Source organism: Nonomuraea ferruginea (genome assembly GCF_039540635.1).
Taxonomy (GTDB): domain Bacteria; phylum Actinomycetota; class Actinomycetes; order Streptosporangiales; family Streptosporangiaceae; genus Nonomuraea; species Nonomuraea ferruginea.
The window spans coordinates 631,143-645,376 of sequence record NZ_BAABFD010000001.1; the positions used below are offsets into that span (position 1 = coordinate 631,143).

The 14,234-nt window shown below is 74.3% G+C and carries 10 protein-coding genes; 6 read left to right on the forward strand and 4 right to left on the reverse strand.

What is annotated here, in order from left to right; translation table 11 throughout:
* Positions 1-29: 29 nt before the first annotated feature.
* Both ABD999_RS02755 and ABD999_RS02760 read right to left on the reverse strand, forming a co-directional pair.
* Complete coding sequence (locus tag ABD999_RS02755) at positions 30-914, reverse strand: hypothetical protein (RefSeq protein ID WP_271279587.1); 885 nt, start codon at positions 912-914, stop codon at positions 30-32.
* Between the two features lie 52 nt (positions 915-966).
* Positions 967-1,935, reverse strand: coding sequence for an aldo/keto reductase (locus tag ABD999_RS02760; protein ID WP_148030617.1), 969 nt, complete (start codon positions 1,933-1,935; stop codon positions 967-969).
* A 170-nt stretch (positions 1,936-2,105) separates the two neighbouring features.
* On the opposite strand from ABD999_RS02760, the gene ABD999_RS02765 reads away from it, so the two are divergent.
* The 6 genes from ABD999_RS02765 (at position 2,106) to ABD999_RS02790 (ending at position 12,505) form a co-directional block, all read left to right on the forward strand.
* On the forward strand, positions 2,106-3,215 hold the full coding sequence (locus tag ABD999_RS02765) for a sensor histidine kinase (RefSeq protein WP_187281068.1): 1,110 nt from the start codon (positions 2,106-2,108) through the stop codon (positions 3,213-3,215).
* A gap of 120 nt (positions 3,216-3,335) precedes the next feature.
* Positions 3,336-5,876 (forward strand): class III lanthionine synthetase LanKC, encoded by a 2,541-nt coding sequence (gene lanKC, locus ABD999_RS02770; protein ID WP_271279586.1) that lies wholly within the window; start codon positions 3,336-3,338, stop codon positions 5,874-5,876.
* 4 nt (positions 5,877-5,880) lie between these two features.
* Positions 5,881-6,012, forward strand: coding sequence for a SapB/AmfS family lanthipeptide (locus ABD999_RS02775; RefSeq protein WP_148030620.1), 132 nt, complete (start codon positions 5,881-5,883; stop codon positions 6,010-6,012).
* Positions 6,013-6,109: 97 nt separating this feature from the next.
* Positions 6,110-8,221, forward strand: a complete 2,112-nt coding sequence (locus tag ABD999_RS02780) for an ATP-binding cassette domain-containing protein (protein WP_271279585.1) — start codon at positions 6,110-6,112, stop codon at positions 8,219-8,221.
* A gap of 556 nt (positions 8,222-8,777) precedes the next feature.
* The gene (locus ABD999_RS02785) at positions 8,778-10,424 is read left to right on the forward strand and encodes an ATP-binding cassette domain-containing protein (protein WP_345482550.1); all 1,647 of its coding nucleotides are present in this window, start codon (positions 8,778-8,780) and stop codon (positions 10,422-10,424) included.
* A 17-nt stretch (positions 10,425-10,441) separates the two neighbouring features.
* Positions 10,442-12,505 carry a prolyl oligopeptidase family serine peptidase gene (locus tag ABD999_RS02790; RefSeq protein ID WP_271278060.1) on the forward strand — a complete coding sequence of 688 codons (2,064 nt, stop codon included), beginning with the start codon at positions 10,442-10,444 and terminating at the stop codon, positions 12,503-12,505.
* Here ABD999_RS02790 and ABD999_RS02795 read toward each other — a convergent pair.
* Together ABD999_RS02795 and ABD999_RS02800 are read right to left on the reverse strand one after the other, a co-directional pair.
* The gene (locus ABD999_RS02795) at positions 12,398-12,991 is read right to left on the reverse strand and encodes a response regulator transcription factor (RefSeq protein WP_372452489.1); all 594 of its coding nucleotides are present in this window, start codon (positions 12,989-12,991) and stop codon (positions 12,398-12,400) included. The genes ABD999_RS02790 and ABD999_RS02795 overlap by 108 nt on opposite strands.
* Positions 12,992-13,081: 90 nt before the next feature.
* Positions 13,082-14,119 (reverse strand): zinc-dependent alcohol dehydrogenase family protein, encoded by a 1,038-nt coding sequence (locus tag ABD999_RS02800; RefSeq protein ID WP_271278061.1) that lies wholly within the window; start codon positions 14,117-14,119, stop codon positions 13,082-13,084.
* Between the last annotated feature and the right edge of the window lie 115 nt (positions 14,120-14,234).

Genomic DNA, 14,234 nt, shown 5'->3' on the forward strand with positions numbered 1-14,234 from the left:
GCCCCAGCTTAGGGGGCCGCTCCGACAATTCAGCGGCCGTTGCGGCGCAGCACGCCCAGCGCCCACACGGTGATCGCGCCCCGCCAGTCGAGCGCCCCGGCGGGCGAGATGCGGGCGTACTCGACGCTCCAGCCGCCGTCGTCGCGCTGCTCGCCGGCCAGCCGGTCCAGGTCCGCCTCGACCACGCCGGGCGCGAACAGCTCACGCGCCGGGCGGCCGGGGTACGGGGCGAGGTCGAGCGGCCGCAGCGCCTCGTCCGCCGTGCCGCCCGCCACCGGCACCCGCCCGTCCGCGGGCACCAGCTTCGCCAGCCGCCCCAGCAGCCCGGCGGCCTCCGGGCGCGACTCGTACACGGCGTCCAGGAAACGCACCGCGAACGCCAGCACGTAAGCACCGGGCGGCTCCCGCAGCGCGCCGATCGCCTCCAGGCAGTGGTCGGTGGCCCGGCGCAGCCACGGGTGGGCGGCGACGGCCGGGTCGTGCGCGGCCACGCGGTGCGCCGCCGCCGCCGACACGCTGGTGATCTGCAGCGACGAGACCGACGGGTCGGCGCCCGCCCACCAGGGCGCGGTCGCGGCGGGCAGGCCGAGCGGCAGCGCGAACGGCAGCCCGCCGTCGTCGCGCGTCACCGACTCCAGCCACCCGCACAGCTCCGCCGCCCGCGGCGACGTCGCCGGAGCGATCTCCTCCAGCACCTCGAACGCGTGCAGCGCCGCGCCCGGCTGGCTCTCCGGCGAGCGCAGGTCGGGCTCCAGGCCCCACCCGTAGCCGCCGTCGGGATTGCGGTAGGCGTCTAGCGCGGCCAGCACGCCGGCCACGTCGCCGCCGCCCTCCATCAGCTCGAAGCGGCGGCGGTCGAGAACCCTGGCATGCCCCGCCATGAAGGAGGCGGCGGACGGACGGTCGTGACTCATGCGTCCATGCTCCGCCGTCCGCCGCCTCCGCGTCTTGTACCGATCGGACGTGTCAGAAACGGACCTCGCGCGGCCGGTACGGCTCCGCCAGGAAGGCCAGCTCCTTGTCCGACAGCGACACCCCCACGGCCGCCACCGCGTCGTCCACGTGGCGGTCCTTGGTGGCGCCCACGATCGGCGCGTCGACCGCCGGCTGGTGCAGCAGCCAGGCCAGCGCGACCTGCGCGGCGGGCAGCCCGCGCTCGCGCGACAGCTCCGCCACCCGGTCGAGCACCTGGCGGTCGGCCTCCGGCGCGTACAGGGCCTCGATGCGCGCGTCGGAGCCCGTCCTCGCCGTCTCGGCGGGCGCGCCCGCGCGGGCCAGCACGCCGCGCGCCAGCGGGCTCCACGGGATCACGCCCACCCCCTGGTCGAGGCAGAGCGGCAGCATCTCGCGCTCCTCCTCGCGGTAGAGCAGGTTGTAGTGGTTCTGCATCGACACGAACCGGGTCCAGCCGTGCAGCTCCGCCACGTGCTGCGCCTTGGCGAACTGCCACGCCCACATGGTCGACGCCCCGATGTAGCGGGCCTTGCCCGCCTTGACCACCTCGTGCAGCGCCTCCATGGTCTCCTCGATCGGCGTCTCGGGGTCCCACCGGTGGATCTGGTAGAGGTCCACGTGGTCGGTGCCGAGCCGGCGCAGCGAGGCGTCGATCGAGGCGTGCACGTGCTTGCGTGACAGGCCCCCGTCGTTGGCGCCCCGGCCCATCGGGAAGAACACCTTGGTCGCCAGCACGTAGTCGTCGCGGCTGCGGAAGATCTTGCGCAGCAGGTTGCCGGTGACGACCTCGCTGACGCCGCGCGAGTAGATGTCGGCGGTGTCGAAGAACGTCACGCCCGCGTCGGCCGCCCGGCGGACGATCGGCTCCGCCGCGTCCTCCGTCAGCGCCCATTCCTGCTTGCCCGGATCGCCATAGCTCATCATGCCCAGGCAAATACGAGAAACTTTCAAGCCGGTGTCACCGAGCCGTGTGTATTCCATGGGGCAACTTTAGGGCAGCCTGCGGCGTTGCGATGCGCCGGGAGGTTCTGTACAACGGAGTGTCCAAAAGCGGAAAGAACCCTTTACAGATCCGCTCGGATCGGGTCGATTGGGATGGGGGCGGGCCTTTTCCCGCCAGGGCGGGATCGGGCCACTCAACGGGGAGACGGGTGAACGTAGCCGACATCGTTCACCGTCTGCGCTCGTCGGCGTACTCACCGCTCGTCATCGGCGGCATCGGGCTGGCGGCCGGCGCGCTGGGGCTCTCCGCGGCGGTGTTCTCCGGCCTGGCGGGCTCCGGCGACGCCGTGGCAGGGTCGCTCACGCTGCTCGCCCTGCTGGCGGTGCACGCCTCGTTCGTGCTGGGCGTGCTGCTGGGCGGCGACGGGCGCTGGTGGATCTTCGGGGCGCAGGTCTGGCTGACGTACCTGCCGTTACCGCTGTTCGGAGCGGCCTGGACGCCCGTGTGCGGGCTGCTGGCCGGCGGGCTGCTGCTGCTGACCGGCCGGATCAGGTCGCCGGTCCTGGTGGCGCTCGCGCTGGCGTGCGGCCCGGTGCTGCTCGCGTTCCCGGACGTGGCCGACCGGGGCTGGGCCGTCGCCGCGCCGGCGGTCGGGTTGCTGGAGTACGTGATCGTCCACCTGGTCCTGCGCGGTGACAGGCTGTCGGACGCCCATGCCGAGGCCATCGGCAAGGCCGTCTCGCTGGAGCGCCGCCGCTTCACCAGGGACCTGCACGACCTGCTCGGGCACCGGCTCACCGCCCTGGTGCTCAAGCTCCAGCTCCTCCAGCGGCTGGTGGAGGAGGACGACGAGAAGGCGGGCGCCGAGCTGGAGGTGACGATCTCCCTGGTACGCGGCCTCGCCGCCGACGTGCGGGCGGTGGCGCACGGCACCCGCGGCCTGTCGCTGGAGGCCGAACTGAGCTCGGCCTCCGCCCTGCTGGAGTCCGTCGGCGTGCGCTGCCAGGTGCAGGTGTCCTGCCGGGAGCTCTCCCCGGGTGAGGCCGAGGCGCTCACCCACGCGCTGCGCGAGGGCGTGACGAACGTGCTGCGTCACACGGAGGCCAAGGAGTGCTCGATCCATCTTATGGAACGTCACAATCTGGTCCGGCTCACCATCCGCAACGACGGGGCGAGCCCGCGGCGCAAGACCGAGAGCGCCGGTCAGGGGCTGTTCAACGTGGCCGAGAGGATGGCCATGCTCGGGGGCTGGCTGGAGGCGACGCCGGCGCCCGAGGGGTCGTTCACCTTCACGGTTTATCTGCCGCACAACCGTTGATTGATGAAAAACACACAATAGAGAATTATTTTAACAGATATGAGTCATGTAATGTGCTACTAGACGTCAAGCGGGCTTCTGGAGCAATCTCATACGAGAACGCACCGGAGGTCGCACCTGATGGACCAGCACGAGCTGTACTGCCTGGCCGATCCCGTCTTCTACGACAACCTTGAGCACACTGACGCCGCGGATGCCGAATTCGCCATTCTCGGCCGGACCCTTCCCGCGAATTGGTTTCACGAGAAGACCGACACATGGTGTTATTTTGCTCCCACTGGCGCCCCGCCCCTGCCCGCCCAAGGCTGGAAGATCCACGTCTCCGCCCGGGTCGAGGACGCCGAGAAGGCGATCGAGACGGTCTGGGACTACTGCGTGCCCCGCGGGATCGCGTTCAAGTTCCTGCGCGGCCTCGCCGTGCTGGTCATGACGAACTCCAAGGCCGCCTCCCGCGCCTCCAGCGGCAAGCTCGTCACCATCTACCCCCGCGACGAGGCCCAGCTGGAGCTCGTCCTGAAGGAGCTGCGCGAGCTGCTGCAGGACGTGCGCGGCCCGTACATCCTGAGTGACCTGCGCTACGGCGAGGGCCCGCTGTACGTCCGCTACGGCGGGTTCGCCGAGCGGCACACCCTGTCCGGCTCCGGCGAGCGGGTGCTCGCCGTCGAGGACGGCGGCGGCCGGCTGGTGCCCGACGTGCGCGGCTCGACGTTCACGGTGCCGCCCTGGACGACGCTGCCCGAGTTCCTCCAGCCCCACCTGGCCGCGCGCAACGCCGTCACCACCTCGGAGCTCCCGTACCGGATCGAGAGCGTGCTCCACTTCTCCAACGGCGGCGGCGTCTACCTGGGCCGCGACTTACGCACCCAGGAACAGGTCGTGCTCAAGGAAGCGCGCCCGTACGCGGGACTGGACGCGGCCGGCCGCGACGCCGTGGCCCGGTTGGAGCACGAGCGGGCCATCCTCGAACGGCTGGACGGGCTGGCGGCCGTCCCCGCGCTCCGCGGCCACTTCGTCCTCGGCGAGCACCACTTCCTCGTGCAGGAGTTCGTCGACGGCGTGGCGCTGCAGCGGCGGCTCGTCCACCGCTTCCCCCTGACCCGCGCCACCTGCACCGAGCGGGACCTCGCCGAGTACACGGACTGGGCGCTGGAGACCCTGGAGCAGGTCGGGCGTGCCGTCGCCGCGCTGCACGAGCGCGGCGTGGTCTTCGGCGACCTGCACCCCGACAACATCCTGCTCACCGAGAGCGGGCGGGTGGTGCTCATCGACTACGAGGTCGCCACCCTGCTCGCCGACGACACCCGCCCCGCGCTCGGGCACCCGGCCTTCGCGGCCCCCGAGGACCGGCGCGGCGCCGGCGTCGACGAGTACGCGCTCGCCTGCCTGCGGCTGGGGCTGTTCGCCCCCCAGTGCACGATCATGCTGCCGCTGCACCGCCCCAAGGTCGTCCAGCTCGGGCGGCTCGTCGCCGAGACGTTCCCGGTCCCGCCCGCGTACCTGGACGAGACCGTCGGGATCATCGCGGGCGACGCCGGTGAGCCGGCGCCGATGCCGCTGCCGGGCTCCGCCCCCTGGCCGGAACTGCGCGACGCGATGTGCCGGGCCATCCTGGCGTCGGCCACGCCGCAGCGGGACGACAGGCTCTTCCCCGGAGACGTCACCCAGTTCCGGCCGGGCGGCGGGCTCAACATGGCCACCGGCGCCGCCGGCGTCCTCTACGCGCTGCACGCCACCGGCGCGGGCCGCTTCCCCGAACACGAGGAGTGGCTGCGCAAGCGGGCGCCGCACCCCGTCCCCGGCTCAGGCCTCGGACTGTACGACGGGCTGCACGGCATCGCGTACGTGCTCGACCTGCTCGGGCACCGGCAGGACGCGCACGACCTGGTCGAGATCGCCATGCGCGAGAACTGGGAGCGCCTGGAGTCCGCCCTGCACTCCGGACTGTCCGGCATCGGGCTGAACCTGCTGCGCCTGGGCCGCACCGACGAGGCGCTGCGCGCCGCCGGCATCTGCGCCGACCGGCTCGGCGACGTCGGCGACGTGCCCGAGACCAGCGGCGGCGAGCACCCGCGCGCCGGGCTCCTGTACGGCTCGTCCGGGCCCGCCCTGCTCTTCCTGCACGCCTACGAGCACACCGGCGACACGGCGCTGCTCGACCTGGCCGAGCGCGCCCTCCGGCAGGACCTGCGCCGCTGCGCCCACGCCGTGGACGGCTCGCTCCAGGTCAACCAGGGCTGGCGGCTGCTGCCGTACCTCGACGAGGGATCCGTCGGCATCGCCGCCGTCCTGGCCCGCTACCTGGCCCACCGCCACGACGACGAGCTGGCGGCCGCCCTGGCCGAGCTCAAGCTGGTGGCCCGGTCCGGGTTCTTCGTCCAGCCCGGCATGTTCACCGGCCGCGCCGGCATCATCGCCGCACTGGCCGGCGACCCCGTGATCGAACCGCACATCAAGTCCCTGAGCTGGCACGCGCTCCCGTACGGGGAAGGGCTCGCCTTCCCCGGTGACCAGCTCCTGCGGCTGTCCATGGATTTCTCGACCGGAACGGCGGGCGTGCTGTTCGCCATCGGCACGGCCCAGGGCGAACGTCCGTGCCGTCTGCCGTTCCTCGAGGCCGCACCCGAGCGGCCTCTCGGCACCGAGTCCCCGAAGGAGGTGTAATCACATGGTTCTTCTCGACCTGCAGGGTCTGGAGGCTCCGGCGTCGACCGACGTGGCCAGCGGCGGCAGCTCGCTGACTGTCCTCACGTGCCACTCCGGCAAGCCCAGCAACCTGAGCGTCGCCATCTGCCACTGATCCTGTGTGGCCTAGGGTCCCCGTACCGCTGATACCGGCACGGGGGCCCTTCCCAACTCAGCCCCGTAGTACCAAGGTACCCCCAAGGAGGCTCCCGGTGCGGGCCCAAGACCGGCTGGTGCTGGACGCGGTGCGGCGCGGCGGCCCGTGGCCGGCCGTCCTGGCCGGCACCGCGATCGGCGGCGCCGCCGCCGAGCTGGCCCTGCCGTACGCGATCGGCCGCGCCGTCGACGCCCTCCTCGCCACCGGGCCCGACCGGGTCTTCTGGCTCGGGCTGTGCGTGGCACTGGTCGCCGCCGCGACGCTGTGCGAGAGCCTCGGCGTGTGGGCGCGCGGCGCCAGCGTCGCGCACGCCGCGTCCCGGCTGCGGCTGCGCGTGCTCCGGCACGTGCTCGGCGCCGGACCCCTGATGACCCGCCGGTTCCCCGAAGGGGAGCTGGTCACGCGCGCCGGCCTGAACGCCGAGGAGGTCGGCCGCGCGCCCGAGGCGGTGACCGGCGCGCTGTCGCTCATGGTGCCCACCGTGGGGGCGCTGGTCGCGCTCGTCCTCATCGACCCGCGGCTCGCGCTCGCCCTCGTCGGCGGGGTGGCGGTCATCCTGGTCGTGCTCCGCGCCTTCCTGCGCGCCAGCACCGCCATCGCGGGCGGCTACCAGGAGGCGCAGGGCGAGATCGCGGGCCGGCTGGTCGACGCGCTCGACGGCGCCCGCACCATCGCCGCCGCCGGCACCGCCGCCACCGAGGCGCGCCGCGTCCTCGCGCCGCTGCCCCGGCTCCGCGCGCACGGCATGGACCTGTGGCGGGCCAACGCCTCCTCCGGCGTGCGGGCCGGTCTCGTCGTGCCCCTGGTCGAGGTGGCGGTCCTCGCCGCCGGCGGCCTCCTGCTCGCGGCCGGCGACCTCACCGTCGGCGAGCTGTACGCGGCCGCCCGGTACGCGGTGCTGGGCGCCTCCCTCAGCTCTGCCCTCGGCTACTTCGGCGGCCTCGCCCGGGCACGATCGGCGGCATCCCGCGTCAACGACATCCTCACCACCCCCACCCCCTCCTACGGCACCCGAACCCTCCCCGAGTTCCCCAACGGACCCCCCTCTCCACAGACCGTTAACTCACCCGCCGAGGTTCCGGCGTCGTCGAACGGGACCCCCTCTCCGCAGACCGCCACCTCACCCGCCGAGGTCCCGGCATCCCGGGACGGAACCCCTTCCCCGGAGGTCGCCGTCTCCTTTGCCCCCGCCGAGGTTCCGACCTCCCTGGACGGAGGCTTTTCTTCGCAGGGAGCTGGCTCCTGCGCGCCCGTCGAGGTTCCGGCGTCCTCGGACGGGACCTCCTCTCCGCAGGTCGCCGCCTCTTGCGCGCACGCCGAAGCTCCGGCGTCCCCGGAGGTCGCTGCCTCCGCCGAGGTCCGGGCATCCCCGGAGGGAGAGCTCTCTCCGGAGGGTGGCGTTGTCTCCTCTTCGTCCACGGCAGGGGTGCCTGGCCCGTGCGGGGGGCAGGCGGCCGGTTCACCTCGTATTCCTCCGGTGTGCAGCGGGCGGGGGACGGTGGAGTTCCGGGACGTCGTCGTCGACGGGCTCGCCGTGCCGCGGCTGGTGATCCCCGGCGGGTCCGTCACCGCCGTCGTCGGTCGTTCGGGGTCCGGGAAGTCGTTGCTCGCCGCGCTCGCCGCCCGGCTGGCCGACCCGGCGCGCGGCACCGTACTGCTCGACGGGGTCCCGCTGCCCGAGCTGACGCGCGCCGGGCTGCGCCGCGCCGTCGGGTACGCCTTCGAACGGCCCGTCCTGGTCGGCGAGACCGTCGGCGAGGCCATCGGCCCCGGGCCCGTACAGGCGGCGGCACGGGCGGCCCGTGCCGACGACTTCGTACGCCGGCTGCCTTCCGGCTACGACACTCCGTTGGACGCCGCGCCCATGTCCGGCGGTGAGCGGCAACGGCTCGGCCTGGCCCGTGCCTTCGCCCGCGGCGAGCGGCTGCTGGTGCTCGACGACGCCACCTCCAGCCTGGACACCGTCACCGAACGCCAGGTCTCCCTGGCGCTCACCGCGGACCCCCGCGGCCGCACCCGGATCGTCGTCGCCCACCGCCTCGCCACCGCCGCCCGCGCCGACCAGGTCGTCTGGCTGCACGACGGCGCCGTCCGCGCCGTCGCCCCGCACCACGACCTGTGGCCCGACCCCGACTACCGCGCGGTCTTCCAGGGAGCCACCCCATGACCCTCCACCCCACCCAGCACCCCGGCCGCCCTCCGGTCAGACCGTCCTCCCAAATCACCCCCGTTCGCGCCGCCCACCACCCGGTCACTCCTCGCAAGGGAACGAGGAGGCCCGCGTCCAGGCCGGGCGTCGTCCGCCGGACCTCGGCCGCCGGCGCCACCCCGATCACCGCCGTTCGCGCGGCCCGGCACCCGGTCACTCCGTGGAAGGGGACGCGGAGGCCCAAGTCCCGGCCGCGCGTTGTCCGCTGGACCTCGGTCGCCCGCGCCACCCCGTTCGCGGCCGTTCGCGCCGCCCACCACCCGGTCACTCCGTGGAAGGGGACGCGGAGGCCCGCGTCCAGGCCGGGCGTCGTCCGCCGGACCTCGGCCGCGCGCGCCACCCCGATCACCGCCGTTCGCGCGGCCCGGCACCCGGTCACTCCGCGGAAGGGGACGCGGGGGCCCAAGTCTCGGCCTCGCGTTGTCCGCCGTATCTCGGTCGCTTGCGCCACGCCGATGGCCGCCGCTCGGCGTCCGGGCACTCCCTGGACGCGGGGAGGTGCCGGGTGACGGGGATGGTGTGGCGGGCGGTGTGGCGGCGGCCGGGGCAGGTCGCCAGGATCGGCGCGTGGTCCGTGCTGGAGGCGCTGCCCGCGTTCCTGATCGGGCACGCCGTGGCGCGGGCCATCGAGGACGGGTTCGCCGCCGGCAGCGTGGGGACGGGGCTCGGCTGGCTGGCGGCGCTGGGAGGCGCGTGGGTGGTGGCGGCGCTGGCCGCGCGCCAGGTGGTGCTCGCGGTGGCGGCCGTCGCGGAGCCGTTCCGCGACGACCTGCTGACCCGTGTGGTGGAGGGCGCCGTACGGGAAGGCCAGGACAGTTCGGCGGTCGCCAGGGCGGGGATGCAGGTCGAGCTGGCCAGGGACGCCTTCGCCGCCGTCGTCACCACCGTGCGCGGGTTCGCGTTCACCGCCGGCGGCGTGCTGCTCGGCATGCTGACCCTGGCCCCGGGGGCGCTGGTGCTGGTGCTGCCGCCGTTCGCCGCCGGGCTCGGGCTGTTCCTGATGTCGCTGCCGCTGCTGGCGCGGCGGCAGCGGGCCTTCCTGATCGCCGACGAGGAACTGGCCGCGGCCATGGCCGTCACCGCCGGCGGCCTGCGGGACATCGTCGCGTGCGGGGACGAGGACCGGGTGGCCGACCGGCTGGCAGGCCGGGTGGAGGCGCAGGCCGCCGCCGCCCGGGCCCTCGCCCGCGTGACCGCCGTCCGCACCGCCGCGCTCGGGGTCGGCGGGTGGCTGCCGGTCGTGCTGGTGCTGGCCGGGACCTCGTGGCTGGCCTCCGGGGGAGCGGGCGCGGGCGTCATCGTCGGCATGCTCGCCTACCTCACCCAGTCGCTGGTCCCCGCGCTGAACGGCCTGGTCCACGGGCTCGGCGTGAGCGGGGTGCGGCTGGTGGCGACGCTGTCGCGGATCGTCGCCGGGGCGCCGCCGGAGCCGCCCGCCGCCCCGCGCGCGCGGCCCGCGGGCGCGGAGGTGACGCTGCGCGGCGTGACGTTCGCGTACGGGCCGCACTCGGAGCCCGTCGTGGACCGCCTGGACCTGCGGGTGCCGGAAGGCGACCACCTCGCCGTGGTGGGACCGAGCGGGGCGGGCAAGTCCACGCTCGCCGCGCTCATGGCCGGGGTGCTGCGGCCCGGCGCGGGGGAGGTGACGATCGGCGGCGTCCCCGCGCACGCGGCCGACCACTCCGCGCGGGTGCTCATCCCGCAGGAGGCGTACGTCTTCCGCGGCACGTTGCGGGAGAACCTCACCTACCTGAGCGACGGCGCGGACCCCGGGCCGGCGGTGGCCGCGCTGGGCGCGGAGTGGCTCGTCGAGCGGATCGGCGGGTACGGCGCGCTCGTCGAGCCGAAGGCGCTGTCCGCCGGGGAACGGCAGCTCGTCGCGCTGGTGCGGGCCTACCTGTCGCCCGCCCGCCTGATCATCCTGGACGAGGCGAGCTGCCACCTCGACCCCGCCGCCGAGGCCCGCGTGGAGGATGCGTTCACGCGGCGCGGCGGCACGCTGGTGGTCGTCGCGCACCGGCTCACCTCGGCCCTGCGCGCCCGCCGCATCCTGCTCATGGACGGCTCACGTACGACCGTGGGCAGCCACGAGGAGCTGATCAGCCGATCGCCGCTCTACGCCGACCTGGCCGGTCACTGGCAACCGGAGACCGTCCCCTGAGAGACCCGGGATGTGCCATGAGATATCCAGAAACCGTGCGCCTGCCGCTCGTGGAAGACCTCCACGGCCACCGCGTCGCCGACCCGTACCGCTGGCTGGAGGACCCCGGCAGCCCCGAGACCAAGGCGTGGCTGGCCGAGCAGGACGAGCTGTGGCGCGGCGCCGCCCCGCCCCTGCGCGAGGCGTTCCACGCGCGGCTGACCGAGCTCGGCGCCGTCGGCATGGTCACGCCGCCCGTGTGGCGGGGCGAGCGCTGCTTCCACCAGAGCCAGTCCGCCGGCCAGGAGCACCCGGTGCTGTACCGCGACGGCGTGCCGGTGCTGGACCCGATGGAGCTCGACCCCGCCGGCCTGACCACCCTCGACGACTGGCACCCGGGCCCGGACGGCAGACTGCTGGCGTACCAGCTCTCCCGCAGCGGCGACGAGCGGGCGGACCTCTACGTGCGCGACCTCGACACGGGCCTGGTGCTCGACGGCCCGATCGGCGGCTGCCGCTACTCCCCGGTCGCGTGGCTGCCCGGCGGCGACGCGTTCTACTACGTGCGCTTCCACGAGGGCGTGTTCCTGCACCGGCTCGGCGTCGCCGAGGACGTTCCGGTGTGCGGCGCGGGCGCCGTGGGGTACGGGATCTCGATCAGCCCCGACGGCCGGTGGCTGCTCGTCTCCGCGGGCGGGTCCGCGTACCAGGACGTGTGGGTCGCCGACCTGGCGCGCGGCGGCCCGGAGGAGCCGTCGCTGCGCGCCGCCCAGCGGGGCGTGCGGGCGCGCACCGCGGCGGGGATCGGCCCGGACGGCCGGCTCTACCTGCTGACCGACCGGGACGCGCCGCGGCGCAGGCTGTGCGTGGCCGACCCGGCCGAGCCGGACCGCTGGCGCGAGCTGGTCCCCGAGGACCCGGACGCCGTGCTCGGCGCCTTCACCGTCCTGGAGGGCGGCAGGCTCCTGGTCTCGGCCGTCCGCCACGCCGTCGCGGAGATCAACGTGTACGACGCGGAGACCGGAGAGCCCGCCGGGCCGGTGCCGCTGCCGGGCAACGGCTCTGTCGGCGCGTTCACGTCCCGGCCGGGCCGCGGGCACGAGGCCTGGTTCAGCTACACCGACGCGGTCACCCCGCCCCAGGTGTGGCGGTACGACGCGCGCGGCGGCACGGCGGAGCTGTGGGCGGCGCCGCCCGGCCAGGCGCCCGCGCCCGACGTGGAGAGCCGGCACGTCGAGTACGAATCCGCCGACGGCACCCGCATCCGCATGATCGTCATCGCCCGCCCGGACACCGGGGGCGGGCCGCGCCCGGCGATCCTGAACGGCTACGGCGGGTTCGGCGTCCCCCTGCTGCCCGGCTACGCCGCGGACTCCCTGGCCTGGGTGGCGGCCGGCGGCGTGCTCGCCATCGCCAACCTGCGCGGCGGCGGCGAGGAGGGTGAGGCCTGGCACCGCGACGGCATGCTGGAGCGCAAGCAGAACGTGTTCGACGACTTCGTCGCCGCCGCCGAGAAGCTGATCGCCGACGGCTGGACCACCCCGGACCGGCTGGCCGTCTGGGGAGAGTCGAACGGCGGCCTGCTCGTCGGCGCCGCCATCACCCAGCGGCCCGACCTGTTCGCGGCCGCGGTCTGCTCGGCGGGCCTGCTCGACATGGTCCGCTACCACCACTCCGGCCTCGGGCCGTCCTGGGTGGCCGAGTACGGGTGCGCCGACGACCCGGAGGAGCTCCCGTGGCTGCTCGCGTACTCGCCCTACCACCGGGTCAGGGAGGGGGTGGACTACCCGGCGACGCTGTTCACGGTGTCGGCCGCCGACACGCGGGTGGATCCGATGCACGCCCGCAAGATGTGCGCGGCGATGCAGCACGCCACCTCGGGGGACCGGCCGATCCTGCTGCGGCACGAGCCGGACGTCGGGCACGGCGCCCGGGCGGCGAGCCGCTCGATCGCGCTGGCGGCCGACGCGCTGGCGTTCATCGCGCGGCACACCTCAGATCCAGCCGGCCTCGCGGGCGATGCGGATGGCGTCGATGCGGCTGCGGGCGCCCAGCTTGGCGGTGGTCCGGTGCAGGTAGTTGCGGACGGTTCCCTCCCCTAAGAAGAGTGACGCGGCGATCTCCGGCACCGACGCGCCCTCCGCGGCCGCGCCGATCACGTCCAGCTCCCGCCGGGTCAGCGGCGCGTCCGGCGGCCGCATGGCGGCGATCGCCAGCTCCGAGTCGATCACCCGTTCCCCGTCGGCCACCCGCCGGATGGCGTCCGCCAGGTGGCCGGGCGGCGCGTCCTTGGCCATGAAACCCCTCACGTGCACGTCCAGCGCCCGCTTGAGCAGCCCGGGCGTGCCGACCCCGGTGAGGATCAGCACGCCGCACTCCGGCAGCTCGTCGTGCAGCTCGCCCGCCGCGACCAGCCCGTCCTTGCCGGGCAGCGCGATGTCGAGCACGGCCACGTCAGGCCGGTGCTCCAGCGCGGAGGGCAGGATCTTGTCGCCCCTGTCGACCTCGGCGACGATCTCGATGTCCTCCTCGTAGGCGAGCAGGGCGACGAGCGCCCCGCGGACCAGATGCATATCCTCAGCCAGCATGGTGCGGATCATCGCGGATTCCTCGCGGTCTGTGGGGTCCTGGTCACTGCGGGGCTACATACCCAGCCATGTAGGCCGGAAAAGCGCGATTCAGAACGGGCCGCGGGGCATGATCATGGTGACGCCCGCCACCGAGCCGATCGAGGCGAGCGCCTTGCCGGCGTCGGCCAGCCCGATCGTCCGGGTGACGAGCTGGTCGGGGTGGAGCACGCCCGCCCTGATCAGCTCCAGCATGCGCGGGTAGGCGTGCGCGGCCATCCCGTGGCTGCCCAGCAGCCGCAGCTCCTGGGCGATCACCCGGCCCATCGGCACCGGCGTCGCCGCGCCGGGCAGCAGCCCGACCTGGACGTGGCGGCCCCGGCGGCGCAGGCTCTCGACGGACGCGGCGCAGGTCCGCGGGCTGCCCAGCGCGTCGATCGACACGTGCGCGCCGCCCCTGGTCAGCTCGCGCACCTGGGTGGCGGAGTCGCCCGCGGAGCCGTCGACGAAGTGGGTGGCGCCCGCCAGCTCGGCCAGATGGAGGGCGTCGCCGCTGATGTCGACGGCCACCACCCTGGCCCCCACCGCGGTGGCGATCATGATGGCGGACAGGCCGACGCCGCCGCAGCCGTGCACCGCGACCCACTCGCCCGGCCGCACCTCGGCGACCTGGTCGACCGCGCGGAAGGAGGTGGCGAACCGGCAGCCGAGCGAGGCCGCGGTCGCGTACGACATCTCTTCCGGCAGCGCGACCAGGTTGACGTCGGCGTGGTCGATCGACACCAGCTCGGCGAAGGAGCCCCAGTGGGTGAACCCCGGCTGCGTCTGCCGCTCGCACACCTGCTGCTCGCCGGCCTGGCACGCCGCGCAGGACCCGCACGCGCAGACGAACGGGACCGTCACCCGCGCCCCCGGCCGCCAGCCGCGCACCTCGGCCCCGACCGCCTCCACGACCCCGGCCAGCTCGTGGCCGGGCACGTGCGGCAGCACCCGGATGTCGGGGTCGTGCCCCTGCCAGCCGTGCCAGTCGCTGCGGCACAGGCCGGTGGCCTCGACGCGGATCACCGCCCCGTGCGGGGCGGGCGCCGGGTCGGGCAGCTCGCGCAGGTCGAGCTCGCCACCGAATTCGTCGTAGGCAACAGCACGCATCTCATGAGCTTAGAGTGAGCCGCCGCAGCTCGCACAGGCCTCGCGTCACGGTCCCGTTCCGCAGGACAGCGCACTGTGACCTGGTGACGGGTGTCAACCCCCCTTCCCAGGACAG